General features: G+C 67.3%; 22 protein-coding genes. 15 read left to right on the top strand and 7 right to left on the bottom strand.

Going from position 1 to position 24900, the window contains the following annotated elements; translation table 11 throughout:
* Positions 1–280 precede the first annotated feature (280 nt).
* Positions 281–691: a (deoxy)nucleoside triphosphate pyrophosphohydrolase gene (locus tag G6N64_RS26915; protein ID WP_163802145.1), complete on the top strand. Its 411-nt coding sequence runs from the start codon at positions 281–283 to the stop codon at positions 689–691.
* Positions 692–894: 203 nt separating this feature from the next.
* Here the strand turns inward: G6N64_RS26915 and G6N64_RS29985 are convergent, their stop codons facing one another.
* Entirely contained in the window at positions 895–1059 is a 165-nt protein-coding gene (locus G6N64_RS29985; RefSeq protein ID WP_174266889.1) for a hypothetical protein, read from the bottom strand.
* A gap of 72 nt (positions 1060–1131) precedes the next feature.
* Between G6N64_RS29985 and typA the strand changes: the two genes are divergently transcribed.
* Positions 1132–3027 carry a translational GTPase TypA gene (gene typA, locus G6N64_RS26910; protein WP_197748396.1) on the top strand — a complete coding sequence of 632 codons (1896 nt, stop codon included), beginning with the start codon at positions 1132–1134 and terminating at the stop codon, positions 3025–3027.
* Between the two features lie 70 nt (positions 3028–3097).
* Positions 3098–4906 carry an ABC transporter family substrate-binding protein gene (locus G6N64_RS26905; RefSeq protein WP_163802144.1) on the top strand — a complete coding sequence of 603 codons (1809 nt, stop codon included), beginning with the start codon at positions 3098–3100 and terminating at the stop codon, positions 4904–4906.
* Here G6N64_RS26905 and G6N64_RS26900 read toward each other — a convergent pair.
* Positions 4890–6131: a chloride channel protein gene (locus G6N64_RS26900; RefSeq protein WP_163800840.1), complete on the bottom strand. Its 1242-nt coding sequence runs from the start codon at positions 6129–6131 to the stop codon at positions 4890–4892. The two genes, G6N64_RS26905 and G6N64_RS26900, sit on opposite strands and share 17 nt — an antisense overlap.
* 22 nt (positions 6132–6153) lie before the next feature.
* Here G6N64_RS26900 and mshB point away from each other — a divergent pair, with 22 nt between their 5' ends.
* The 6 genes from mshB to G6N64_RS30545 all read left to right on the top strand — a co-directional run bounded on the left by mshB (position 6154) and on the right by G6N64_RS30545 (position 13114).
* Positions 6154–7020: an N-acetyl-1-D-myo-inositol-2-amino-2-deoxy-alpha-D-glucopyranoside deacetylase gene (gene mshB, locus G6N64_RS26895; protein ID WP_163800839.1), complete on the top strand. Its 867-nt coding sequence runs from the start codon at positions 6154–6156 to the stop codon at positions 7018–7020.
* A 44-nt stretch (positions 7021–7064) separates the two neighbouring features.
* Positions 7065–7208 carry a hypothetical protein gene (locus tag G6N64_RS26890; RefSeq protein WP_163794999.1) on the top strand — a complete coding sequence of 48 codons (144 nt, stop codon included), beginning with the start codon at positions 7065–7067 and terminating at the stop codon, positions 7206–7208.
* Between the two features lie 83 nt (positions 7209–7291).
* Positions 7292–7612: a hypothetical protein gene (locus G6N64_RS26885; RefSeq protein ID WP_308206581.1), complete on the top strand. Its 321-nt coding sequence runs from the start codon at positions 7292–7294 to the stop codon at positions 7610–7612.
* Between the two features lie 837 nt (positions 7613–8449).
* Entirely contained in the window at positions 8450–10030 is a 1581-nt protein-coding gene (locus tag G6N64_RS26880; RefSeq protein ID WP_163800837.1) for a hypothetical protein, read from the top strand.
* Positions 10031–10201: 171 nt separating this feature from the next.
* A complete protein-coding gene (gene purU, locus G6N64_RS26875; RefSeq protein ID WP_163800836.1) occupies positions 10202–11128 on the top strand; it encodes a formyltetrahydrofolate deformylase in 927 nt (308 codons plus the stop codon).
* A gap of 600 nt (positions 11129–11728) precedes the next feature.
* Positions 11729–13114, top strand: a complete 1386-nt coding sequence (locus G6N64_RS30545) for a PGRS repeat-containing protein (protein ID WP_163800835.1) — start codon at positions 11729–11731, stop codon at positions 13112–13114.
* A gap of 262 nt (positions 13115–13376) precedes the next feature.
* Here G6N64_RS30545 and G6N64_RS30350 read toward each other — a convergent pair whose 3' ends face one another.
* Positions 13377–13526 carry a hypothetical protein gene (locus tag G6N64_RS30350; protein ID WP_246231372.1) on the bottom strand — a complete coding sequence of 50 codons (150 nt, stop codon included), beginning with the start codon at positions 13524–13526 and terminating at the stop codon, positions 13377–13379.
* Here G6N64_RS30350 and G6N64_RS26865 point away from each other — a divergent pair.
* Positions 13457–14059, top strand: a complete 603-nt coding sequence (locus G6N64_RS26865; protein WP_246231337.1) for an LpqN/LpqT family lipoprotein — start codon at positions 13457–13459, stop codon at positions 14057–14059. The two genes, G6N64_RS30350 and G6N64_RS26865, sit on opposite strands and share 70 nt — an antisense overlap.
* A 15-nt stretch (positions 14060–14074) precedes the next feature.
* Here G6N64_RS26865 and G6N64_RS26860 read toward each other — a convergent pair whose 3' ends face one another.
* Positions 14075–15103 carry a class I SAM-dependent methyltransferase gene (locus G6N64_RS26860; RefSeq protein WP_197748395.1) on the bottom strand — a complete coding sequence of 343 codons (1029 nt, stop codon included), beginning with the start codon at positions 15101–15103 and terminating at the stop codon, positions 14075–14077.
* A 229-nt stretch (positions 15104–15332) separates the two neighbouring features.
* Between G6N64_RS26860 and G6N64_RS26855 the strand changes: the two genes are divergently transcribed.
* Entirely contained in the window at positions 15333–15920 is a 588-nt protein-coding gene (locus tag G6N64_RS26855; RefSeq protein WP_163800833.1) for a hypothetical protein, read from the top strand.
* Between the two features lie 105 nt (positions 15921–16025).
* On the opposite strand, the gene G6N64_RS26850 is transcribed toward G6N64_RS26855, so the two are convergent.
* Together G6N64_RS26850 and G6N64_RS26845 are read right to left on the bottom strand one after the other, a co-directional pair.
* The gene (locus G6N64_RS26850; protein ID WP_246230821.1) at positions 16026–16367 is read right to left on the bottom strand and encodes a hypothetical protein; all 342 of its coding nucleotides are present in this window, start codon (positions 16365–16367) and stop codon (positions 16026–16028) included.
* A 156-nt stretch (positions 16368–16523) separates the two neighbouring features.
* A complete protein-coding gene (locus tag G6N64_RS26845; RefSeq protein ID WP_163800831.1) occupies positions 16524–17345 on the bottom strand; it encodes a glutaminyl-peptide cyclotransferase in 822 nt (273 codons plus the stop codon).
* A gap of 105 nt (positions 17346–17450) precedes the next feature.
* Between G6N64_RS26845 and G6N64_RS26840 the strand changes: the two genes are divergently transcribed.
* Positions 17451–17948, top strand: coding sequence for a hypothetical protein (locus G6N64_RS26840; RefSeq protein WP_163800830.1), 498 nt, complete (start codon positions 17451–17453; stop codon positions 17946–17948).
* Between the two features lie 64 nt (positions 17949–18012).
* Positions 18013–18450 carry a hypothetical protein gene (locus G6N64_RS26835; protein ID WP_163800829.1) on the top strand — a complete coding sequence of 146 codons (438 nt, stop codon included), beginning with the start codon at positions 18013–18015 and terminating at the stop codon, positions 18448–18450.
* A 13-nt stretch (positions 18451–18463) separates the two neighbouring features.
* Here G6N64_RS26835 and G6N64_RS26830 read toward each other — a convergent pair whose 3' ends face one another.
* Positions 18464–19456 carry a hypothetical protein gene (locus G6N64_RS26830; protein WP_163800828.1) on the bottom strand — a complete coding sequence of 331 codons (993 nt, stop codon included), beginning with the start codon at positions 19454–19456 and terminating at the stop codon, positions 18464–18466.
* Between the two features lie 193 nt (positions 19457–19649).
* Between G6N64_RS26830 and G6N64_RS26825 the strand changes: the two genes are divergently transcribed.
* Both G6N64_RS26825 and G6N64_RS26820 read left to right on the top strand, forming a co-directional pair.
* Complete coding sequence (locus G6N64_RS26825; RefSeq protein ID WP_163800827.1) at positions 19650–22262, top strand: bifunctional FO biosynthesis protein CofGH; 2613 nt, start codon at positions 19650–19652, stop codon at positions 22260–22262.
* Between the two features lie 696 nt (positions 22263–22958).
* Entirely contained in the window at positions 22959–24125 is a 1167-nt protein-coding gene (locus G6N64_RS26820) for a PGRS repeat-containing protein (protein ID WP_174266888.1), read from the top strand.
* The last annotated feature ends 775 nt before the right edge of the window (positions 24126–24900 follow it).

The raw sequence follows: 24900 nt of genomic DNA, 5'->3' as shown, positions 1-24900 counted from the left end.
CCGTGCCGTGACACCAGGGTCGGTCGACGGGATCGGTCGCGCCGGGAGCAGAACGGCGCCTCTGCCCGCCTCGTAGCGACAAGTCGCGACAACCGGTGACGGTGGGTGGCCCGTGGTTCGTGGTGGTACCGAATTGTCGCGAGTTGTCGCTCAAAGGCGGGCACGTGCATGCGTCGCCGTCGGCGACCCGCACGGGCACACTGCACGTCCGCATCCCGCTGAAACTCGAACTGTCCGCGGAATTCGAGAGGTGCTGACGGTCGTCACGTAGCTTGACCACATCACCACAGAAACCGAACCCGTCGTCGTCGTCGCGGGAGCCCTCGTCGACGGCGACGCCCTGCTCGTCGCCCAGCGCGCCCGCCCACCCGAACTCGCCGGCCTGTGGGAACTCCCCGGGGGCAAGGCCGCCCCGGGGGAGTCGGACCAGCAGGCGCTCGTCCGCGAACTCCGAGAGGAACTCGGCGTCGAGGTGACCGTCGGACTGCAAGTGGGCGAGGACGTCCCACTGCCGCGATCGATGACCTTGCGCGCCTATCGCGTCACCCTCGTCGCGGGCACCGTCACACCGCACGACCACAGGGCGCTGCGATGGGTCGGCGCCGACGATCTGGCGAGTGTCGACTGGGTGCCCGCCGACCGCGGATGGCTGCCCAACCTGGCGGCGATGTTGCGATCAGGCCAGGTCTGAGGGGCCGACGGACGATTCCCGCCGGGTGACATGCGGCACACAGGGCGGTCGTCGCAACCAGTCCCGATCGAAGAACGCTCAGAGGGCCGCGCGCGCAACCTGGCGACCCGGCGGAAGAACGATTGCAGCTACGTCCCAGCTCCCGCCACACAGTCGACGGTGACGGCCCCGGCTACGTACTCAAGTCGCATCGCCGCACGTCATCAGGCTTTTCGGGCGCGCTTGAACACCTTCTCGAGGTCCTTGCCACGGATGCCGGACAGTTCGGCCTTGTGCACCTTGTGCAGGACCAGCGGGCAGCGCTTGCACCGGGGCTTCGAGCGACAGCACTTCTTCTTCGCCTTGACCCCAGCGAACTTCTCGACCAACTCCGGCCTCTCCCATGGTTCTGCACGTTTTCGCGAATGGATAGTCACGCTGCGACAATCAGTGATGTGGATTTGCCCCAAGACTTTCGTAACGTAGCCATCGTCGCGCACGTGGATCATGGCAAGACGACCCTCGTCGACGCGATGTTGCGGCAATCCGGCGCGCTCAGCCATCGCGGCGACGACGCCATCGAGCGCCTGATGGACTCCGGTGACCTGGAGAAGGAAAAGGGCATCACCATCCTGGCCAAGAACACGGCCGTGCACCGTCACAACGCCGACGGCACCATGACGGTGATCAACGTGATCGACACGCCCGGCCACGCCGACTTCGGCGGCGAGGTGGAACGCGGCCTGTCGATGGTCGACGGCGTCCTACTCCTGGTCGACGCGTCGGAGGGCCCGCTGCCGCAGACCCGCTTCGTGCTCCGCAAGGCGCTGACCGCGCACCTGCCGGTCATCGTCTGCGTCAACAAGACCGACCGCCCCGACGCCCGCATCGCCGAGGTGGTCTCCGAGAGTCACGACCTGCTGCTCGACGTCGCGTCGGATCTCGACGAGGAAGCGCAAAAGGCCGCCGAGTTCGCACTCGGCCTGCCCACGCTGTACGCGTCGGGCCGCGCCGGCATCGCCAGCACCACCGAACCCGCCAACGGCGAGAACCCCGACGGCGAGAACCTCGACCCGCTGTTCGACGTCCTCATGGAGCACATCCCGCCGCCGCAGGGCGACCCCGAGGCGCCACTGCAGGCACTCGTCACCAACCTCGACGCGTCGGCGTTCCTCGGCCGTCTCGCCCTGGTCCGCATCTACAAGGGCAAGCTGCGCAAGGGCCAGCAGGTTGCGTGGATGCGCGAGGTCGACGGGCATCCCGTCATCACCAACGCGAAGATCACCGAGCTGCTCGCCACCGAGGGCGTCGAGCGCACCAGCACCGACGAGGCAATCGCCGGTGACATCGTCGCCGTCGCGGGCATGCCGGAGATCATGATCGGCGACACGCTCGCCGACATCGAGCACGCACACGCGCTGCCGCGCATCACCGTCGACGAGCCCGCCATCTCGGTCACGATCGGCACCAACACCTCGCCGCTGGCGGGCAAGGTGTCCGGCCACAAGCTGACCGCCAGGATGGTGAAGAGCCGCCTCGACAGCGAACTCGTCGGCAACGTGTCCATCAAGGTCGTCGACATCGACCGTCCGGACGCGTGGGAGGTGCAGGGCCGTGGCGAGCTGGCGCTGGCGATCCTCGTCGAGCAGATGCGTCGCGAGGGCTTCGAGCTGACCGTCGGCAAGCCGCAGGTGGTCACCCGGACCGTCGACGGCAAGCTGCACGAGCCCTTCGAGGCGATGACCATCGACTGTCCCGAGGAGTTCGTCGGCGCCGTCACCCAGCTGATGGCCGCCCGCAAGGGCCGCATGGAGGAGATGGCCAACCACGCCGCGGGGTGGGTGCGGATGGACTTCGTCGTGCCCAGCCGTGGGCTGATCGGCTTCCGCACCGACTTCCTGACGCTGACCCGCGGCACCGGCATCGCCAACGCGGTGTTCGAGGGCTACCGCCCGTGGGCCGGCGAGATCCGCGCCCGCCACACCGGCTCGCTGGTCTCCGACCGGACCGGCAAGATCACCCCGTTCGCGATGACGCAGCTGTCCGACCGCGGCCAGTTCTTCGTCGAGCCGGGTGACGACACGTACGAGGGTCAGGTGGTGGGCATCAACCCCCGCGCCGAGGACCTCGACGTCAACGCCACCCGCGAGAAGAAGCTCACCAACATGCGGTCCTCGACCGCGGACGTCTTCGAGACGCTGGCTCGTCCGATCGAGATGGGCCTCGAGCAGGCGATGGAGTTCTGCGCCGAGGACGAGTGCGTCGAAGTGACCCCGGAGGTCGTCCGCGTCCGCAAGGTCGAACTCAACGCCTCGCTGCGTGCCCGCGCCAAGTCCCGCGCGAAGGCTCGCAACTGATCCGGTGCGGGTGGTCGTTAACCTGAACACCGTGCCGACGAAGACGCGACGCGTATCGACCGTCGTCGGCATGCTGTCCTGCGTGCTGCTGGTCGGTTCGTGCACGGTCAGCCCGCCGCCTGCGCCGCAGAGCACCGACACCACGGTGAGCACGCCGCCGCCGCCGATGAAGGCGACGCAGATCATCATGGCGATCGACTCGATCGGCGCCGGGTTCAACCCGCACCTGATGTCGGACCAGTCGCCGGTGAACGCGGCCATCTCGTCCCTGGTGCTGCCCAGCTCGTTCCGGCCGATCGCCGACCCGGCGTCGTCGACCGGCTCGCGCTGGGAACTGGACACCTCACTGCTGGTGTCGGCGGAGGTCACCAACGGCGAGCAGTTCACCGTCACCTATAAGATCCGGCCCGAAGCGTCCTGGACCGACAACGCGCCGATCGCCGCCGACGACTACTGGTACCTGTGGCGCCAGATGGTGAGCGAGCCCGGCGTCGTCGACCCCGCCGGCTACGACCTGATCACCGGGGTGCAGTCGGTCGAGGGCGGCAAGACCGCGGTGGTGACGTTCTCGCAGCCCTACCCGGCGTGGCGCGAACTGTTCAACGACCTGCTTCCCGCGCACATCGTGAAGGACGTGCCCGGCGGGTTCGCTGCAGGGCTGGCTCGGGCGATGCCCGTGACGGGTGGCCAGTTCCGCGTCGAGAGCATCGATCCGCAGCGCGACGAGATCCTGCTGGCCCGCAACGACCGCTTCTGGGCGCAGCCCGCGAAGCCCGACCTCATCCTGTTCCGGCGCGGTGGTGCGCCCGCCGCACTGGCCGACTCGATCCGCAACGGCGACACCCAGGTGGCCCAGGTGCACGGTGGCCAGGCGGCGTTCGCCCAACTCAGCGCGATCCCCGACGTCCGGACCGCCCGCATCGTCACACCGCGCGTCATGCAGCTGACGCTGCGGGCGCAGCAGCCGATGCTCGTCGACCCGCAGGTCCGCAAGGCCGTCCTCGGTCTGCTCGACGTCGACCTGCTCGCAGCCGTAGGGGCAGGCAGCGACAACACCGTGACGTTGGCGCAGGCGCAGGTGCGGTCGCCGTCGGATCCCGGGTACGTGCCGACGTCGCCGCCCGCCATGACCAGGGATGCCGCGCTCGCGCTACTGGGTCAGGCCGGCTACGGCATCGAGCCCGCCGAATCGCCGCCCGCGCCGCCGACGACCGGGGTGCCGCCGCCCGACGACCGCGACCGCATCACGAAGGACGGCCAGCAGTTGGCGCTGGTGCTCGGCGTCGCCGCCAACGATCCGACGTCGGTGGCCGTCGCGAACACCGCCGCCGACCAGTTGCGCAGCGTCGGGATCGCGGCGTCGGTGCTGGCGCTAGACCCGCCGACCCTCTACGGCGACGCGCTGACCGAGAACCGCGTCGACGCGATCGTCGGGTGGCATCAGGCCGGCGGTGACCTCGCCACTGCGCTCGAATCACGTTACGGCTGTCCGGCTCTGGTGGCTGCGGCAGTTGCGACGCCGCCCCCGACCGGCTCCCCGACACCCTCAACTACCAGGGCGACCACCACGACGGCCACGAGTGCGCCGCCGCCGGCCCCGGACTCCGATCAGCTCGTCCAGGCCCCCAGTAACCTGACCGGCATCTGTGACCGCAGCATCCAGCCGAAGATCGATGCGGCACTGGACGGCAGCGAGGACATTGCATCGGTGCTGACCGCCGTCGAGCCGCGGCTGTGGAACATGTCGACGGTGCTGCCGATTCTGCAGGACACCACCATCGTGGCCGCCGGCCCGAGCGTGCAGAACGTCAGCCTGACCGGCGCCGTGCCCGTCGGCATCGTCGGTGACGCCGGCGACTGGATCAAGAAGCCGCGCTAGCCCTTTCGCGATTCCGCTCCCGGGCGAGCCGAAGGGCGTGCGCGGCGTAGGCGGCGACGCCGAAGACGAGCAGCAGCCACAGCGGCGGACGCGCGAGCTCCCAGACGAACAGCGCGGCCCACATCGGCGCACGCTGCGTGATGGCCAAGACACCGGCGGCGCACACCAGCGACACCGCGGGCACCGAGAGATCCGTTCCTGCCCAATGATTGAGCGCGAGCGTGACCGTGGTGCCGGCGGCCGCACCGGTCGCGAGCGCCGGGGTGATCATGCCGCCCACCGCGCCAGCCCGAAGGAACAGCGCCGTCAGAAGAGGTTTGAGGAGGACGAGGACCGCGGCGCCGCCGAGCGTCAGCCCGCTGTCGACGCTGACGGTGAGGATGCTGCGGCCGTTGCCCGGCAGCTCCGGCCGCCAGATGGAGCACACGCCCATCACCAGCCCGGCTGCTGCGATCGTGGGAATCAATGTCCACGAACGGATCTGGGGCCTTGGCCGTGCGAGGGTCATCACCTTGTCGAACGCGAACCCGACCGCGACGGAGAACGGTGCGATGGCCAGCGCCAGGAACACGAGCAGGATGGTGACGTCGGCGTCCGGCCACGTCAGCGCGTGCTCGAGGTGCGTGACCGGCGCGGCGACCGCCACGGCGATGCTCGACGTGATGAGGGCGGTGCCCAGGGCGCGAGGATGCCACGTCCCGAGCAGGATGCGCGTCGCGAACAGCGCGCCGCCGAGCGGGACGCTGTACACCGCGCCCAGGCCTGCGCCCGCGGCGCACGCGAGAAGGATCTCGCGGTCGCGGGGCGTCAGGGACAGCCGCGACGTGGCGAGATCGCCCATCGAGGCGGCCAGCTGTCGCGGTGCGCCCTCCCGGCCGAGCGATGCGCCCGAACCGACCAGCAGCACCTGCAGTCCCGCGTCGAGGGCCATGCGCAGCCGGGGGATGGGCCGGTGCTCGGTGATGGTGGCGGACAGGCTCGGCACGTCGGCGCGCCGCCGCAGCAGCCACCAGCCCGCTCCGGCGAGCGCGCCGCCCACCATTGGGCCCACGGCTCGTCGGACCGGGCTGCTCCCGCCGACGCCGGACAGCAGCGTGCCGAACGAGTAGTGGTAGACGAGGTGCTCGACGGCGTGCAGCGCCACGGTGGTCAGGGCGCCCGCCACTCCGGCGAGCAGTCCGATCAGAACCACCGCACACGAGTACTCGCATGCGCGCCGCGACACCGGGTGAATCTATCTTGTCCGAATGGAACGCCCACGGATTCTCTTCGTTCACGCCCATCCCGACGACGAGACCCTGGTGACCGGAGCGACCATCGCGCACTACGCGGCCATGGGCGCGGAGGTCTGCGTCGTCACCTGCACCCTCGGGGAGGAGGGGGAGGTGATCGGGGAGCGTTGGGCGCGACTCGTCGCCGACGACGCCGACCAGCTCGGCGGCTACCGCATCGGTGAACTGACCGCCGCGCTCGGTGAACTCGGCGTCGACGGGCCGGTGTTCCTGGGCGGAGCGGGCCGCTGGCGCGACTCCGGGATGGCGGGCACGCCCGCGCGGGGTCGAGGGGAACGCTTCGCGGACGCGGATCTGGCCGAGCCCGTCGCCGCGCTCACCGAGATCATCCGCACGGTTCGTCCGCACGTCCTGGTGTCCTATGACGAGAACGGGGGATACGGCCACCCCGACCACATCCGTACACACGATGTCGCGGTGGGGGCCGTGTCCGAGGCGGCCGATTCGTGGCGGGTGCCAAAGTTCTACTGGGCGGTGACGTCGCACTCCGCGCTCGCCGACGGTCTGGCGGACCTCGCGGACGTCGAGCTGCCGGCGGCGTGGATCCGGCTGCCGGTCGACGACTTTCCCTTCCGGTTCGACGACGGTGAGATCGACGCGGTGATCGATGCGCCAGCGAGCCGGGACGCGAAGATCGCCGCGATGGGCGCGCACGCCACCCAGGTGACCGTCAGTCCCGACGGACGGGCGTTCGTGCTGTCCAACGACATCGTGCAGCCTGTTCTGCACGAGGAGCACTTCGTCCTCGCAGCGGGTGAGGCGGGGGAGCGCGACGGGCGCGGCTGGGAGACGGATCTGCTGTCGGGGCTGAATCTCGGATAGGTACGGCCCAGGGGAGTACGCTCCCGAGAAGTAAGTCGGTACGAATGGCCGGGACATCCGGCGGCGACGAAGGGGTGGCCATGGACCCGGATCTCGATCCGAACCTGCAGCACTGGCAGGACCGCCTGGACAACTTCCAGTGGGTCACCGGTTCCCTCGTCGCCCTTCTCGACAGCATCCCGACCTGATCGACGACGCTCCGGGCTGGCAGCGGCCCGTGGTTCTCGGCGTCCTGACGTTCGACGGCGTCCTGTCCGCAGTGGCGGGCTCTATGTTTCTCCCTCTCTTCGTCGGCGCGATCCCCCTACCCATCAGTGGGCTGGTGAGTGGTGCGCTGAACCTCGCGCTCGTGTGGGCCGCGTGGCAGTGGACGTCGTCGGTACGGGTGGCGGCATTGCCGCTGTGGGCCTGGCTCGTGACGGTCGTCGGCCTGTCACTGGGCGGACCTGGCGGCGACATCGTGTTCGGCGGGCCCAATATCATGGCTGCGGGGCCGCTGGTGATGCTCGCGCTGGGGCTCGCGCCACCGCTGGTTCTCATCAGTCGGCGGACCCGGGTGGTCGTGCCGGATCGGGCTGCGGCTTCCAGCTAAACGGGGTCGGCGGCATGATCCGGGGAGGCAGCAACCGTCACCGTGACGTTTCTCCGGGTGTGCCCTCGTTTCACCTGCTGTTTGAGGGCGACTGGTACGGAATTCCGAGCAAAACCGACGCCTTTCCTCATATGCATCATCGAGCACTCTGACACCGCGGGGCGCCAACGTAATGGTCTGCCGTGCAGACGCAGTCTCGGGCCTCTTTGCTCCTTTCGCGCAACCATGCACGCAGCGCCGGTCGTTGAGTTCGCAAGAGGGTGCGGATCCCCGGAGAACGACTGTATGAGCCAGTGCGCGACTGGTTTACGGGAACGTCAAATAGTCGACTGTCGGTGGCGTCAAACTTCGCCGCGCGGGGCGATCCGTTGCCCAGGTCTCGGGTCCGTGCGTGTTCGCGATCGGGTTGCTGGCCGCGTGGCGACCGTGACTGCCAAATGACCCCCGCTGGACTTTGCTACAGGCAAAGTTCGGACCCCGGATGTGACCAGTTGCGTTCCGGATGGATGGGTGCTTCCGGCGAATTCCGCTCCCTGAGGCGGTGCTGAGGAAGTCATGTGCAAACGAGTTTTAGAGCCGGTTTCGAGCCCGTTACTCATGAGACCTTTGGTACGAAACACCACATCTGAAGTGGACTTTTACGGCAGAAGCCCAGCGTGCGGTACCTGTGCGAAGTTGACGGGCGCCTCTCAGGTGCGGCGCGGTGGGACCGCTCCCGGCAACGTCGGTTGTCGGAAAAATATCTCCGCGATTCAAGAAATTCTGGCCTCCGCCAAACGCCCGTGCTACGTTGCTTGTGCTTGACGGTCAAGCATCGGTCTGAAGGGGTTCACTTATATGTCCAAGGTTCGCAACGGCGCCGCGGGGGCGGCCCGCAAGTCCACGGTGGCAGCGGCAGCTGTTCTCGGTGGCGCAGGAATGATTCTCGCGGCTCCGGCCGCTGGTCTGCTGCTCGCTCCGGCGGCACAGGCAGCTCCCGTCGTCGCGGCACCCGAGCAGTTCGACATCCCCGGTCTCGGAGATCTCGGCAGCCTGTTCGGCAACGGCGGCCTGGGCGGGTTCGCGCAGCTGATCCCGCTGTCGACGTTCGATCCGTTCATCGACATCGCCGGCCTGATCCCCGGTCTGAATATCTTCATCAGCAACGGTGCAGACGCCACCGTCGCGGGCGGCACCGGCGGCAACGGTGGCCTCCTCATCGGTAACGGTGGCCGTGGCGGCAACGGCACGTTCGATCCGGTCACCGGCACCAGCACCAACGGTGGCAACGGCGGCAACGCCGGCCTGTTCTTCGGCTCGGGCGGCAACGGCGGCAACGGCGTCAGCGGCGGCTACGCCCCGTCTGAGGCCTTCCCCCTCGGTGATCCCTCCAAGCCCGTCGAAGCCACCAACGGTGGCAACGGCGGCGCTGGCGCCACCTTCTTCGGCAACGGTGGCAACGGCGGAGCCGGTGGCGGCGGCCGCGGCGGCATCAACGGCGTGAACCCGGTCGCGGTCGACACCGCGACGGCTACCGCCACCGCGCTGCCCGGAGCCAATGGCACCGGTCTGCAGAACGGTGGCTCCGGCCTGGCCAACACCGGCCAGAACGGTGGCAACGGCGGCGAGCTCGGCGGCAACGGCGGCAACGGCGCCAACGGCAACCCGCTGATCGTCGGCGGCGGCGATCCGGATGCCGATCCCGTGGTTGCTCCCACCTTGGGTGGCGGCGGAAACGGCGGCGATGCGTTGGCCGGTGGCGGCAACGGCGGCACCGGTGGTAACGGCGCTGACGGGGTCTTCTTCGCGCCCGGCGGTGGCCTGGGTGGCAACGGCGGCAATGGTGCGGCTTCTACGGCCAACGGCACGGACGGTGGCGCAGGCGGTAACGGTGGCGCAGGTGGCGCGGCTGGCTTCCTGTTCGGCACCGGCGGCAACGGCGGCAACGCCGGCGGTGGCGGCAACGGTGGCAAGGGTGCCAACGGTGGCAACGGTGGCAACGGTGGCAACGGTGGCTTCGGCCTCGACGTGCCCGGTGGCGCAGGTGGTTCCGGCGGCGACGCCGGTGCCGGTGCCGATGGTGGCAACGGTGGCGCAGGTGGTACCGGTGGTGCGGCTGGCGCTGGCAGCCTGATCCCGTTCGTCGGTGGCGACGGCGCTGCCGGAACCGGTGGCGCGGGTGGCAACGGCGGCGGCGGCGGCAACGCCGGCACCCCGGGCAAGGCCGGCACCGCGGGCTCGCAGGTGAACACCGGAACCGGTGCCATCACCCCCGGCACCAACCCTGCCACCGTTGTTGACGGCCAGGGCGCTGCTGGTGGCAAGGGCGGCACCGGTGGCGCTGCCGGAGCCAATGGCGACGGCACCACCACCTCGAAGGCGGGCACCGCTGGCGCCCCCGGCACGTCCACCAACTCCGGTGCGGACGGCGAGGAGTAGTAACAAGCAGTAACAGTGGTTGAACCTGGGCGGCGTCGCAGCATCGGGCGCCCCCAGGCTTTACCACAATCGCTTTGACAGAGACACCGGGTCCTCGGGCCCGGTGTCTTTGTCATAGGTAGACGACAGTCCGCACCGCCGCGGTGCGCATCACGGGGAGAACACAGGGACATGAGCGAGCGCACGAACACCGCAACACGCACGGCATCCACCGAATACCCCGCCGGTGAGACGACGCTGCCCGTGCGGGACGTGGGCCGGCTCCTCCTCCATTGCTCCGACCGCCCCGGATTGGTCGCCGCCGTCAGCGCCTTCTTGGCAGCGGAGGGCGCCAACATCGTGTCCCTCGACCAGCACTCGACCCAGCAGACCGGCGGTACGTTCATGCAGCGCACCATCTTTCACCTGCCGGGACTATCGGCAGCGCGGGACGACCTTCAGAGGAAGTTCACCGAGCAGGTGGCCGAACCGTTCGACATGGAGTTCAGGCTGACCGAGGCCGCCCGACCCAAGCGGGTCGCGATCTTGGCATCGAAGGAAGACCACTGCCTGCTGGACCTGCTGTGGCGAAACCGTCGCGGCGAGCTGGACATGTCGGTGGTAATGGTGATCGCCAATCACGCGGACCTCGCCGAGCAGGTGCGTCCATTCGGTGTGCCGTTCATCCACGTCCCGGCGCACAAGGAGATTCGGGAGGACGCCGAGCGGCGCATGCTCGATCTGCTGCACGGCAACGTCGACCTCGTGGTGCTGGCCCGATACATGCAGATCGTGACCGCGCCGTTCCTGGAAAACGTCGGCTGCCCCTTGATCAACATTCACCACTCGTTCTTGCCGGCCTTCATTGGCGCCGCCCCCTACAGGCGGGCGAAGGAACGGGGCGTCAAACTGGTAGGCGCCACTGCGCACTACGTGACGGCCGACCTCGACGAGGGTCCGATCATCGAGCAGGACGTCGTGCGCGTCGATCACCGGCATGGCGTTGATGACCTCGTCCGGCTCGGGGCCGATGTCGAGCGAGCGGTGTTGTCCCGCGCTGTCTTGTGGCACTGCGAAGACCGGATCATCCGGCGCGGTAATCAGACAGTGGTGTTCTGAGTCGGTCTTCGACTTCCCTCGCGGACGTTCGACGTCAGAGCGGCGCCCTGAACGCAATCCGCGTTGTGGGTTGGACGGTGCGGGCCTGGTTCCTGAACGCTCTCGCGCCGCCCTTCAACGGCCGCGGCCTACGAGCATCGCCATGTCCGTCGCGCACGTTTGGCATGCCCAAGTCAGGCGGCGATCCGGACGCTTCCGACGTCCGTTGTAGCTCGCCTGAAGGAATTTGCCCTTGAGTTTGCTGTTGGCAAATGATCGGCGTCTGCGTGACGGACAAGGAATCGACTCCGGCGAACTCTCAGTCTGAGACGCGCCTTAGCGGAACCTGAGGCCGTCGAGCGGTCGCTCGTTGCCTCCGCCTGTAGGTGCTCTTGAGTGCGGGATCGCAAGCGGCAGGAGCAGGTTGGATGTCCCCTCTATCTCCTCAGGCAGGCTGGTCCCTCGGTCCTACGCATTCTCAGGAAAAAGGTACCGATCTACACCCAGCTACTTAAATTGGGGATGATTTGCGAAAACTTCGCCTGTATTGGTGACGTAACCGTCGGCCGGTGTTAGGTTGCTGGAGTCGGGTTTGTACTTAGCGCCGAGGAGGCCTCCTTAATGTCCACTTCTCACTCCACTTCTGCCGCTCGTCGGCAGCGCCGTCCGCTGGTAGCGGTCGCGGCAGCCATCGGCGGCGCAGGGATGATCCTCGGCGCGCCCGCGGTGACCCTGCTCGCAGCGCCGGCCGCGCAGGCAGCGCCGGTCACCTTCGCCCCGCAGCAGTTGGGCCTCGACCTCGGCAGCATCTTCGGCAACGGTGGCCTCGGCGCGCTCGCCGGCGGCTTCGACTTCCTCAACCCGTTCGCGTTCTTCTTCGGTGATGGCCGCGACGGCACTGCAATCCAGCCCGATGGCGGCAATGCCGGCATCTTCTTCGGCGATGGCGGCAACGGCTTCAGCCCGACGACCGCTGGTGCCAATGGCGGTAACGGCGGCAACTCCGGCTTCTTCTTCGGCAAGGGTGGCAACGGCGGCAAGGGTGCCGACGGCGCGTTGACCAGCGGCCTGCTGGGCCTCGGCGGTCCGGTGGCCGGCGGCAACGGCGGTCGCGGTGGTGACGGCGCATTCTTCATCGGCGACGGTGGCGCGGGCGGTGCCGGCGGAGCGGGCGCGAATGGTGTGAACCCGGAGGGAATCAACGGACTCCCCGGACTCATCACCGTGCTCGGCGATCTCGGCAACGGCGGTGACGCGCTCACTCCCGGTGGCAACGGCGGTCCCGGCGCCGACGGCGTGCCGATCCTCGGTCCCAACGGCGGCAACGGTGGCAACGCCATTGGTGGCGGCGGTAACGGCGGTGCCGGCGGCGACGGCGCGGACGCAGTGCTTGGCCTGGGCGCCCTCCTCGGTGAAGACGGTGGCACCGGCGGCGCAGGCGGTAACGGTGCGAATGGTGTGAACGGCACCGCAGGCGGCGTCGGCGGTGCGGGCGGCAATTCCGGGTTCATCTTCGGCAACGGCGGCCCGGGTGGTGCCGGTGGTAAGGGCGGCAACGGCTCCGACGGTGGCTTCGGGGGCAAGGGCGGCAACGGCGGTGCCGGCGCCGGTCTTCCTGTTCTCGACCCGGATGCCAACGGCGGTGCCGGCGGTGCCGGCGGCAACGGTGGCAACGGTGGCGACGGTGCCAACGGTGGCGCAGGTGGCGCTGGCGGCAACGGGGCCCTGATTCCGTTCCTCAGTAGCCCGGGCGCACCCGGCGTCGGCGGCGTCGGCGGCACCGGCGGCAAGGGTGGCAACGGTGGCGTTGGCGGCACCGGCGGAGCGAAGGCTGGCGCCGGAAGCAACGGCGATCCGGGCGAGCCCGGCCTCGGTGGCAACGGTGGCAAGAGCGGCAGCACCGGAGTCAACGGTGATGGCACCGGCGGCGCGGCATCGGGCGCGGGTGCACCCGGCACCCGTCCGACCGGTGGCAACGGTGGCGTCCCCGGCGGCACGACCAGCTAACCGTCAGCAGTAAGCATGACCAATCGATCCCCGGGGCCGGCCACGGTCGGCTCCGGGGATCGATCCACGTTCGAAGCGATCGACGGCGCGCGGTACTCGATATTGCGGTCGCTACCTCATGCCGCTGCAGATGGCACCGGAATTGCGCTGCGCCAGTATGCTTTCCCGAGTCGTTGAGAACCTGGGAGAGAACAGATGAGCGAGCTTGGTAAATCCTGTAGGGCCGCCCTCCTAGCGGTGGTCCTCGCGCCGGCCATCGTGGTCAGCGCGGCGTGCGGTTCCAGCCAGACGGAAGAGAACAACGCGAGTTCGTCCAGTAGAGCAGCTGTTCCACCGCAGAACCTGGGCCCAACGGCGTCTTCTGGAACTCCAGGCGCTCCACCACCACCTGCACCGCCTGCGGACGCGCCACGGCCCCACTCCTACACGATCGCGGACCTCATCAAGGACAACAACCTGGCGGAAGAAGCTCTGCGGCCAGGGAATCCGGGTGCACCCACCATCGACCTTCCGGTCCCCCCGGGATGGACTGACGCGGGCGGCCAGACACCATCCTGGGCATGGAACGCGGTGTATCTCCCGGACGCGTCCATGTCAGCAGACCCACCCAACGTGATCACGCTCGTGAACAAGCTGACCGGACGTGGCTCCGAACACGCGTTCTCGTACGCGCTCGGCGAGGTCGCGAACCTGAATAACTTCCAAGGTGATGCGCCGCGGCCCATGCAGATCAGTGGCTTCAACGCCTGGCAGCAGGGTGGAACGTTCACCAGGGAAGACGGCGTCGAACGCGCGATCGTGCAGACCACCGTGGCGATTCCGGCGCCGGGTGGCGGGGTCGTCATCATGCAGAGCAACGCCGACGCGCCACGGGATCAACTGCAGCTGATCACCGACGTCGCGACCGCCAGGAACGCCGCTACCACCATCGCGCCGCCCGTCTAGGCAGGCGCGACCGCGTCACGTGCGTCGATAGACCAACCACCGCATGTCGATTGGACACTCTTCGCGCGGCAGGTCGAACACGTCCCGACCGGTGGTCCAATCGGCATACCAGCTCGTTGGTGGCCATGCTTCTGATGGCAGATGCTCGTGCTCGTAGTCGTACACCGAGTCGTCGGCGATCAATTGTATTGGCAGCGACGAGGAAGCAGCGTCGAGTTCTTCGCGCGTGAAGATGCTCGTGTACATCTGTTGGCCGATCTCGCGCATTGCCTCGTCGACGACGACCCCATCGGCCGCCACGAAGGCGTTGAATACCAGGTGACCGCCGGGCGCGAGGCAGCGGACGGCCAGTTCGAGTACGCCGCGAACCTGCTCGGGACTACGGAAGTCGGATACGACCTCGGACAGCAAGATCAGCTTGTAGTCGTCGAGTAGTTCGTCGACGGAGGCGAACACGTCGCGCTCGATGACGCGGACCCTCAAGGACTCCTGTCGTGCCGCCTTGGTGATCGTGGCCGCGAATCCCGGTGTCATCTCCACCGCGTCGACGGGGTGTCCGCGCCGCGCAAGTGCCAGCGCGTTGCGGCCCGTGCCTGCGCCGATGTCGAGAATGGGAAACTCTCTCGGATCAGGTGCCCGTCCGGCCAGCTCTATCACCCGGGCATCGGGATGCGTTCCGAACAACGGTGGCTCGCGGGTGGCTATCCAGTTGTCGTACGTCGCCTCCAGCGACAACCACTGAGGACGTACGAAGTAATTCATCGCGGTACCGATCGGCGATTCGTAGGTGAGCACGATCTCCGACCTGGGTGACGCGGCGAAAGCGATGTCGAGTTGCTCGCGCAGGATAGCCTCGAGGTTGCTCAGCTGTGTCGGGTCGAAGGCGCAACCAACCGCTTCGAAGGTCTCCACACACATCGCGACGTATTCGTGGAGCATGTGTGGCACAGCGGGAATGGTGATCTCGCCCTTCACCACCGCGCGCCGCTTGAGGCGACGATCCATCGCGCGGCGTGCCTTCTCGGCCGGTGCGACCGCATTCATGTCGGCGTGAGTTCCCACGCACAACATCTACACGATTGACACCGTCGTTTGCGACCGGATGCGGCGCGAATGCTCTTTTCGTACCAAAGGTCTTTGACTGTGCACGAATTGCGGCTGACTTAGTCGCAGTCTGCGTGTGAAAGGAGCCTTGAATGCGTTGGGGTCCACGTGTCGCGAGCCTTCCGCGACACCACGGGGCGGCGTTAGCCAATGATTCGAGGCGCCCGCTATGCTCGCGGTCATGGCAGACGAAAACCCCACAGTCCCATCCGGTGACGACCCGGAAGTGAGGTCGACGCCAACGACGGCCGCGCGGCCCAGCAACAGAGAACCCGTCGTCGTGTCGAGCCCGCAACCGCGTTGGCTCGCACCGGCAGCACTTCTGTTGGCAGTGGTTGCAGTTGCCGTGGCCATCTACTCGCTGGTGAGTGCGCAGTCGTCCGGCAGCAGTGCCTCGACGGAAGCGGGACTCGGCGCCGGCGGCGATGCCAAGACCCGTATCTGCAGCGCCTTCGACGTCGTGAGTCGAGCCGTTCAGTCGCAGACCAACAACAACCTCGGTCAAGACCCCATCGCGCAGGCCGCGGTCGCCGGCAACGCGCGCCTGGCGCTGATCGGCGGAGGCTCCTACCTCCAGGACAGCATCGGTACGGGTGGATCGTCGGATCTGGTCGAGCCCGCGGAGCGCTTCGCCACCGCACTGCAGATCATCGGGGTGAACGCTCTGGCAGGCATTCCCAATACCGACCCCGCGCAGGCCGCGCGTCTGTCCGATGCCGACGCCGATCGCAAGGTCGTCCTCGAACAGTGCAAGTAGACGAGCTGTGAAAAGCCGTCCCTGATCGAATGAGAAAGGGCGCCGCGAGTACGTACTCGCGGCGCCCTTTCTTCGTCTTCGGCGTTCCCAAGTGGCTGATTGACCTCAGCTTCGCGGCGCGGTCAAGGGGTTGAACTTCAACACCGTCAGAGGGAACAGGACGTCCGTGTCGGCGGCATCCGGCGTCTCATAGAGGCCGATGGAGTACGTACCCGGCCCGGTCACCTGGAAGGGGAACGGTCGCGTCGTCACCCAGTGCTTGAGCGGCGCCCCCGGCGTATCCGGCCACTGCCAGCGGATTTCGAGCGAGCCCAACCGTTCTCCCTCGGGAGACTTGGCGACGACGTAGAGGACGGGGTCGTGTTCGGTGCCCCCACTGGCGTAGACCGCGACGACCAACGGGAGCGTGATCTGTCGCGGGAAGACGTCGACGTGGGCGCTGGTCATGGGGAAGCCCTCAACGCGCAGTCCCCCGTTTTCGTCCTGTACCGCGGAGCTGGCAGGTGCGAATGCAACGACGTGCATGGTTCTTCCTCTAGTTCTATTGATGGGGCGGTTTGCCGCGCAGCGGCGCGAGTTCGGACCTGCGGCGCTCGCGTGAGCCTACTGAAGTTCGAAGCGCACGCGAAACATGGAGGGCCAATACTTTCCGGTCAGGAGGTACTCCCCGTTGCCCATGGCGGCAATTCCGTTCATGACATCCGTCTTCGAGCGTCGAACCGGGTCCAACAGGCCGGCTGCGTCGACCGTCGCCGTCACGTCACCCGATTCGGGATCGATCCGGACGATCTGCTCGGAGGGCATCACGTTGGCCCACACTTGACCGTCCTCGCATTCGAGTTCATTGAGCCTGCGTTGCGGCTTGCCGTCGATGGTCACGGAAACCGTGCCCGTCTCGGCGAAGGTGTTGGGATCGTGGAAGTGCAACGTGTCCGTGCCGTCGCTGCGAATCAAACGGGAGCCGTCGTAACACAGGCCCCAACCCTCACCCGTCATCGGTACTCGCTGCAGTTCGCGTAGCGACGCTCGGTCTCGCTCGATGGCGAAACCGTTGCGAAAGGTCAATTGCCACAAGCGGTCACCCACCGCGGCGACGCCTTCGCCGAACAGGTCCGGCTCCAGCGCGACGGAATTCGTGACCGCCCCGGTGTTGGGATCGATGGTCCGGATCGTCGACTTCCCGAAATCGCCGGTGCTCTCATAGAGAACTGAGCCGTCGAGGACCAGACCTTCCGTGAATGCCGTCGGATCATGCGGGATCTCATTGACCAGGACCGCCTTGCCGGTCTGCGGCGGAGCCTCGGCCTCCTTCTCCGCCGTGGAACCTCCACACGACGCGACCAGTGCCGCTACGGCGACGAGGCTTACGAGTTCGACTACGACTGAAAGTGCCCTGGTGGTCGGTGACCAGGTTGTCTGTAGCATCCGCCAAGCGTAGCGGTCACGTAGCGCAAAGACGGCTGACAACGGCAACTCCGCCGCAAACTTCGAAGACGCCGCCACCCTGGTGTGGGCCGATATAGTCGACTGATGTCGGACCGCGCCACGCCACCCGCGGACGCCCCCGGTCCATCTCGCAGACTTCCGCTGATTGCGCTGGTGGTGGCGGTGATCGGGTTGGCGCTGGCCGTGTGGGCGACGCAGTCTTCAGGCCCCCCAGAACCGTCGGGAGAGGTTGCCAAGGACTCGGCAGCCAGGTCGTGTACGGCGTTCGACACCGTCAGCGCAGCGGTGCAGCTGCGCACGAATGCGGATTTGGGGCCGGGTCCGATTGCCAACGCCGCCGTTGCGGCGAATGCGCGTTTGTCGCTCCTGGGCGGCGGAATCTATCTCTTGAATTCCTTGGAACCGACGACTCCCCATCAACTTGCGTCCTACCTCCGCACCATGGCGCGAGACCTGCAGGACTTCGGAATCAATTCGCTCGCCGGTGCCGACTACAGCGCAGGCTCACAAGCCACGTTGATGGCCAACATCGAGCAGACCCGAAAAGAAATCGCCAACTTGTGCCGGGATGCGCGGCCGTAACGGTTTGCTCGTCGCCTACGATTCCTTGGACGTCGTGGTCGCCATCGAAATCAACGGGAGTGAAATGAAGAAGATCGTTCAGGGGTTCGGGATGCTGTCCGTCGTTGCCGCGGCAACCATGAGCGTGCCGGGTCAGGCCGCTGCGGACGACAACCTCTACGGTCAGTACACCCTCGACGTCCGCGGCGCCTCGTACGACTGGACCATGTCGCCATGTGCCGATGCGGACCCGAATGGCTTCATCCCGTGCGTTCGGGTGTCCCAGTCCGGTGGGGATCTGCAGCCGTGGGCAGCCGACGCTGCGCTGTCGGTGGGCAGCTGGACCCTGCGGGTCAACCGTCTCGATGCCATCGGCTGCGAGGACGGCTCCACTCATCCCGGCGAGACCACCTACTCGTGGGATGCCGTCACCGGGAAGGGCAACGTGAGCGTGTACAACCCCGGAGTCTGTGGTGGCGATCCGCAGACCATCGGTGCCTACTTCGATCTCATCCGGAAGTAGCGCTCGGCCGCTGCTACTCGGCACGCGTGGCGTCGCGCCCGTGACGGCCCGTGTTCGGCCCTGCCTCGGGAGGACCAACTTCAGGCATTGAGGTGGACTCGGCGGACGGCGTCGCGTCGGTCCTGCTGGTTCGGGTGGCGGCCGGGGCGCCGAGTGCCGAGTTCGACGTCGATGGGCTAGGCCGCACCACTCCTTGGGCGCGGACGTCGCCGGACGCCGAGGTGGTCGCCGTGCGGGTCCTCGCGGCGCCGGGTGTGCCAGTCGTGTCACTTCCCGGTGGGGCGGCGAGGGGTGTCGCGTCGAGGTCATCTACGACCGACACCGGGGTTGCGAGAATTCCCGGACCGCGGTCGACGCTCTGGGGTGCGGTGTCGCGCTCGGCGGGGTCGGTCGGTGGGGCCGGTGCACCCGACCGGGCATTGACAACGCTCCCGTCGGACGCCGCGGTCGACCCTCCGATCGGCGGGATGGGTGGCAGGGGCGGCAGCCAGAACGCCAATTCGTCATTCGCGAGCTGAATGAACGAGTTGACCGTGTCCACAACGACATTCGTCAAGCCGTTGATGAACGTCGTCTGGCCGCCCAGCCAGTCGGCGACGTTGAACACGATGCTGCGCACGATCCGTTCGCCGAAGTCGTAGACGATCATGATCTGGGGTGCCAGCCAGCCCACCACCGGAACCCATCCGACGGCGTACGTGGCGACCTCGAAGCCGTACCTCACCCACGGCTCGATGAAGTCGTAGGCGTTCTTGATGGCGCTGTCGATGGACGAGGCGCTGGTGACGGGTGAGAGCTGCAGCGTCGGCAGCGGTGCGTCGGCACTCGGCGGCACGAGTGTCTGACGGACCAGGTACGGGAGCGCCGACGTCTGGGGGACTGCAGTCAGTACGACGGGAGGTGAGGAGAGCGGAGCCATAAGTGCCGGCTCGGGCGTGGAGACGGTGATTAGCGTCGCCGCCGTCATGATGGCCATGCCTGCGGTGAGGCTCAGTCGAATCGGCATGTCCACATGACCTCGTTTCCGTCGCCGATCAATTTACGCGAGCGAAGATTGATACACCGCGGATCTGCAGCATCGAATGAGGGGCAGCGCCTCGGCGATCGTGCTCGGACTACTGTGACTCGTATGTCAGGCGCAGTGATGTCGGGGCGTGGGGCGTGCGGATGATTTCCGGCGACCGCGGAGTTACACGGGAGTGGCTCTGAACCCCCCGCGCGGCACCGCACTGCCCAATCCGGTGGTCCCCCCGAAGTCCGGGCCCCCCGGAGACGACGTACCGCAGGATGCGGCCAAGCCGAGTTCCGCGGCCATGAGGCGCGTGCTCCGACGTGCCCGCGACGGGGTAGCCCTCAACGTCGACGAAGCAGCCATCGCGTTGACCGCTCGCGGTGACGACCTCGCGGATCTGTGCGCGAGTGCTGCGCGGGTGCGCGACGCGGGTCTCGAGGCTGCAGGTCGGCGCGGTGCGACGGGCAAGCTGCCCGTCAGTTATTCGCGCAAGGTGTTCATCCCCATCACCCATCTATGCCGCGACACCTGCCACTACTGCACCTTCGTCACTGTGCCCGGCAAGCTGCGCGCCGAGGGCCGCGGCATGTTCATGGAGCCCGACGAGATTCTCGACGTCGCCCGCCGCGGCGCCGAGTTGGGTTGCAAGGAAGCCTTGTTCACCCTCGGCGACCGTCCCGAGGCACGCTGGGACGAGGCCAAGCAGTGGCTCGACGAGCGCGGCTACGACTCCACGCTGGACTACGTCCGCGCGATGTCGATCCGGGTCCTCGAGGAGACCGGGCTGCTGCCCCACCTGAACCCCGGCGTGATGAGCTGGTCGGAACTCTCGCGGCTCAAGCCCGTGGCGCCGTCGATGGGCATGATGCTCGAGACCACGTCGCGCCGGCTCTTCGAGAACAAGGGCCTCGCCCACTACGGCAGCCCCGACAAGGACCCCGAGGTGCGGCTGCGCACGCTCGACGACGCCGGTCGGCTGTCCATCCCGTTCACCACCGGCCTGCTGGTCGGCATCGGCGAGACGCTCGTCGAGCGCGCCGAGACGGTGCACGCGATCCGTAAGTCGCACAAGGAGTTCGGGCACGTTCAGGAAGTCATCGTGCAGAACTTCCGGGCGAAGGACCACACCGCGATGGCCGGCGTGCCCGACGCGAGTCTCGACGACTTCGTCGCCACCATCGCCGTCACTCGCCTGGTGATGGGCCCGAAGGTGCGCATCCAGGCTCCGCCGAACCTGGTGTCGCGCGAGGAGTGCCTCGCATTGATCGGCGCCGGTGTCGACGACTGGGGCGGCGTCTCGCCGCTGACCCCCGACCACGTCAACCCCGAGCGGCCATGGCCCGCGCTCGACGACCTGGCCACGGTGACGGCGGACGCGGGATACGACCTCGTCGAGCGGCTCACCGCACAGCCGCAGTACGTCCAGGCAGGCGCGGCGTGGATCGATCCACGCGTGTTCGGCCACGTCGCGGCGCTGGCCGACCCGGAGACCGGATTCGCGCGTGACGTCAACCCTGTCGGCAGGCCCTGGCAGGAGCCGGACGAGGCGACCGAGTCCCTCGGCCGCACCGATTTGCAGGCCGCGATCGACACCGAGGGACGCCGTACCGAGACCCGTAGCGACCTGGACTCCGCCTTCGGCGACTGGGAGTCGATCCGCGCGAAGGTCGAGGAGTTGGCGGCCCGCGCGCCCGAGCGCATAGACACCGACGTGCTGGCCGCGCTGCGGTCCGCCGAGCGAGATCCGGCAGGCTGCTCGGACGACGAGTATCTGGCGCTGGCGACGGCCGACGGACCGGCCATGGATGCGGTTGCCGCACTGGCGGATTCGCTGCGGCGGGACGTCGTCGGCGAGGACGTCACGTACGTGGTGAATCGGAACATCAACTTCACCAACATCTGCTACACCGGCTGCCGGTTCTGCGCGTTCGCGCAGCGCAAGGGCGACGCCGACGCGTTCTCGCTGTCCACCGCCGAGGTCGCCGACCGGGCCTGGGAGGCGCACGTCGCCGGCGCCACCGAGGTGTGCATGCAGGGTGGCATCGACCCCGAACTGCCCGTGACCGGCTACGCCGACATCGTGCGCGCGGTCAAGGCGCGGGTGCCGTCGATGCACGTCCACGCGTTCAGCCCCATGGAGATCTCCAACGGCGTCACCCGCGGTGGCACCTCCATCCGCGAGTGGCTGACCGATCTGCGCGCCGCGGGGCTGGACTCCATCCCCGGCACGGCCGCCGAGATCCTCGACGACGAGGTGCGCTGGGTGCTGACGAAGGGCAAGCTGCCGACGTCGATGTGGATCGAAGTCGTGACAACGGCTCACGAGGTGGGATTGAAGTCGTCGTCGACGATGATGTACGGCCACGTCGACACCCCGAAGCACTGGGTGGGGCACCTCAACGTGCTGCGCGGGATCCAGGACCGCACCGGCGGATTCACCGAGTTCGTGCCGCTGCCTTTCGTGCACCAGTCCTCGCCCCTGTACCTGGCCGGTGGCGCGCGCCCGGGCCCGACGCACCGCGACAACCGTGCCGTGCACGCGCTGGCGCGGATCATGCTGCACGGCCGGATCGACAACATCCAGACCAGCTGGGTGAAACTCGGCGTCGATCGCACCCGCGTGATGCTCAACGGCGGTGCCAACGATCTCGGCGGCACGCTGATGGAGGAGACCATCTCGCGGATGGCGGGCTCGGAGAACGGGTCGGCCAAGTCGGTCGAGGAACTCGTCGCCATCGCCCAGGGCATCGGTCGGCCGGCTCGTCAGCGCACCACGACCTACACGCCGCTCGCCGCCTGAGGGGCGGCGAACGCCCGGCTGGGTTCGTCCCTTGTGTCTGGTCATGTGTGGGACACGGTCAACATGACCTCGGCTCTGAGATCCGGGCGGCGGTGGCAACTGTTTGGCAACCGATGTCATGTCCTGCTAGAGCCATCTTTGAGTTTGCCACTGGCTAATTCGGCTCATTTGAGCGTGTCGCGCCTCGGCGTGTTCGATCTTGTTCGCGGCCAAACTAGAATCTGAGAGGTGCCTGAGAATTTGCGTAGCCCATCAAGGTAACTGCAGGTCGCAGACACGAAGAAGGCGGGGTGGCAAAACCCCATGATCGTTCTGCTAGGCCTTTTACGATCCAGCGCGAACTTTGTGACACTCGCCACAGTTTTTATCGACGTTCCTGCAGCATCCGCGGCCGCTGGTCGCCGAAGTTTGCTTTGGCAACGACCTTTAATTCCGCTCGGAATCTCGCCGTCTCACGGCATTGACCAGCTGTTATGTTGCTGATGCTTGGTGGTCAAGCGTCACAACTCGCAGGGGAGCACAATGTCAACTCGTCGTAACACGAAGGCCGGTCGGCGCAGTCCGTCGATGGCAGCTACCGCTGCGCTCGGTAGCGCCGGAATACTTCTGGCAGCCCCGGTCGCTGCTTTGCTCGTGGCTCCAGGCGCACAAGCGGCTCCGCTCGCGCCGCTACCCGCACAGTTCGAGATTCCGGGCTTGGACTTCTTCGGTGGGTCCGGCCTCAGCGCGGCCCTGCTCGATCCGATCTTCGACATCGCCGGGCTGATCCCCGGACTCAACATCTTCATCGGCAACGGTGTCGACGGGACGCTGGCTAGCCCCAACGGTGGTAACGCCGGGCTGTTCGCCGGCAACGGCGGCAACGGTTACACGCCGCTGCTGCTCACCGGGCAGTCAGGCGGCAACGGAGGCGACGGCGGACTCTTCATCGGCGACGGCGGCAACGGCGGCAACGGCGCCAGTGGAGCGAACGGTGTAAACCCCACCACCACGAGCACGGCTGCCAACGGTACTGACGCCGACCGCACGGCGGTGCCGCCCCTGCAAGCCACGAACGGCGCTGCAGGCGTGGGCAATCAAAATGGCGGTGCCGGCGGCGACGGGGTCCCGGGGGCATTCACGCCTCAGGTAGGTGAGTTCCCCGGCGCCAATGGCGGTAACGGCGGTCCCGAGGGCGGTAACGGTGGCGACGGTGGCGCGGGCGGAGACGGCACGAACGCGCTGTGGGCGTCAGCTGGCGGCAACGGCGGAAACGCCCTCTTCGGTGGTGGCAACGGTGGCGCGGGCGGCGCAGGCGGTAGCGACGCCTTTGGCAGTTACGGCGCTAACGGAGGTAGTGGCGGTAACGGTGCTGCAGGCATCGACGGTGTAGCAGGCGGTAACGGTGGAGCTGGCGGCAAGGGCGGCTTCCTGTTCGGTGCCGGCGGCAGCGGTGGCAGCGGCGGGTCGGGTGGCAACGGGTCTGCTGGCGGCAACGGTGGCGTCGGCGGCGCGGGCGGCGACACCAACGGTGTCGCTGCTCTCGCAGGTGTCGGTGGCGATGGTGGCGACGGCGGCAATGGTGGCAACGGAGCCAACGGCGGTAATGGCGGCGCGGCGGGCGGCGGCGGCTTCATCCCGTTCTTCACGGGATCGGGAACTGTCGGTGCGGGTGGCAAGGGCGGTAACGGCGGCGCTGGCGGCAACGCAGGCGCAGGCGGTGTCGGTGGAACCAACACCACGACCGCTGCGAACAGCGGCGCTCCTGGCGCTCCCGGTACCCCAGGCGAGGGCGGCACCGCAGGAAAGGGCGGAACCGGCAGCACTCCGGGCGGTGATGGCACCGCCGGTGCTCCCGGCACGGGGGGTGCGCCCAACCCGTAGCGTGATCCACTGACCCCAAGAGGGTTCGGTAGGCAACAGAATCCGGGAGCGTCAGCCATGCTGACGCTCCCGGTTTCGTTCGGTCGGACTACTCGCACCAATACGGCGGCCAGTACATGGACCGACGAAGCTTGTGCCTTCTGCGGTTCGCCTTGTGCGCGAGTCGTCGCCCCTCGACCTTTCCCTTGAATGAGCCGATCGGAAAACCCCACCCGCGTTGCATCGATCGATGATCAGTAGATCTCTGCGCCAGCCAGGATCTGGCTTGGCAACGCTCCTTCGACGATCGTCGAAACCTCGGCGTCGGCGTTGACGGATTGAGACCACTCTGATTCGGCGTTCGGACCGCGTGACTGAGCAGTGTTTGCTGTTGGTTAAGTACTCCGTAACATCGGGCAACCGTCTGTCGAGCGCGAATTTGAAGGATGCTCACCGTACGGAAACGGGATGCTGTGTGGGGGCTTAGGGAGCACTTGCTGAAGACGTAACAGCGGCAGTTATTGCATCCGATGGCGATCGCTTGAGAGGCGCTGAACTGGTTTTTCTGCGCAAACCGAGGCCTTGGCGCAGATAGACACGACCGTTAACTGGCCGAACGCAAGGGCGTTGCGGGTGACGATTCCGAACTGCACTGTGCAGCGATCCTTCCCTGCAACCGGCTCAAGATCACTCATTTGGCCGTCGTGTTGGTATGTTGCTGAAGCCGGTAGACCCGCACTCAGAACATTTTCAGGGAGAACAATGTCAAGTCGTCAGGATCGCAAGAGCGTCGCGC

The sequence above is a fragment of the Mycolicibacterium sediminis genome (assembly GCF_010731735.1).
Taxonomy (GTDB): domain Bacteria; phylum Actinomycetota; class Actinomycetes; order Mycobacteriales; family Mycobacteriaceae; genus Mycobacterium; species Mycobacterium sediminis.
Note: the sequence above shows the minus strand (reverse complement) of the source record. Positions and strands in the feature narration are given on the sequence as shown.

Excerpts from the sequence above, each read along its gene's own strand:
- G6N64_RS26905 (WP_163802144.1), top strand. The coding sequence starts at position 3,098 with ATGCTGTCCTGCGTGCTGCTGGTCGGTTCGTGCACGGTCAGCCCGCCG.
- mshB (WP_163800839.1), top strand. The coding sequence starts at position 6,154 with ATGGAACGCCCACGGATTCTCTTCGTTCACGCCCATCCCGACGACGAG.
- G6N64_RS26890 (WP_163794999.1), top strand. The coding sequence starts at position 7,065 with ATGGCCGGGACATCCGGCGGCGACGAAGGGGTGGCCATGGACCCGGAT.
- G6N64_RS26885 (WP_308206581.1), top strand. The coding sequence starts at position 7,292 with ATGTTTCTCCCTCTCTTCGTCGGCGCGATCCCCCTACCCATCAGTGGG.
- G6N64_RS26880 (WP_163800837.1), top strand. The coding sequence starts at position 8,450 with ATGTCCAAGGTTCGCAACGGCGCCGCGGGGGCGGCCCGCAAGTCCACG.
- purU (WP_163800836.1), top strand. The coding sequence starts at position 10,202 with ATGAGCGAGCGCACGAACACCGCAACACGCACGGCATCCACCGAATAC.
- G6N64_RS30545 (WP_163800835.1), top strand. The coding sequence starts at position 11,729 with ATGTCCACTTCTCACTCCACTTCTGCCGCTCGTCGGCAGCGCCGTCCG.
- G6N64_RS26860 (WP_197748395.1), bottom strand. The coding sequence starts at position 15,103 with ATGAATGCGGTCGCACCGGCCGAGAAGGCACGCCGCGCGATGGATCGT.
- G6N64_RS26855 (WP_163800833.1), top strand. The coding sequence starts at position 15,333 with ATGCTCGCGGTCATGGCAGACGAAAACCCCACAGTCCCATCCGGTGAC.
- G6N64_RS26850 (WP_246230821.1), bottom strand. The coding sequence starts at position 16,367 with ATGACCAGCGCCCACGTCGACGTCTTCCCGCGACAGATCACGCTCCCG.
- G6N64_RS26845 (WP_163800831.1), bottom strand. The coding sequence starts at position 17,345 with ATGCTACAGACAACCTGGTCACCGACCACCAGGGCACTTTCAGTCGTA.
- G6N64_RS26840 (WP_163800830.1), top strand. The coding sequence starts at position 17,451 with ATGTCGGACCGCGCCACGCCACCCGCGGACGCCCCCGGTCCATCTCGC.
- G6N64_RS26835 (WP_163800829.1), top strand. The coding sequence starts at position 18,013 with ATGAAGAAGATCGTTCAGGGGTTCGGGATGCTGTCCGTCGTTGCCGCG.
- G6N64_RS26830 (WP_163800828.1), bottom strand. The coding sequence starts at position 19,456 with ATGCCGATTCGACTGAGCCTCACCGCAGGCATGGCCATCATGACGGCG.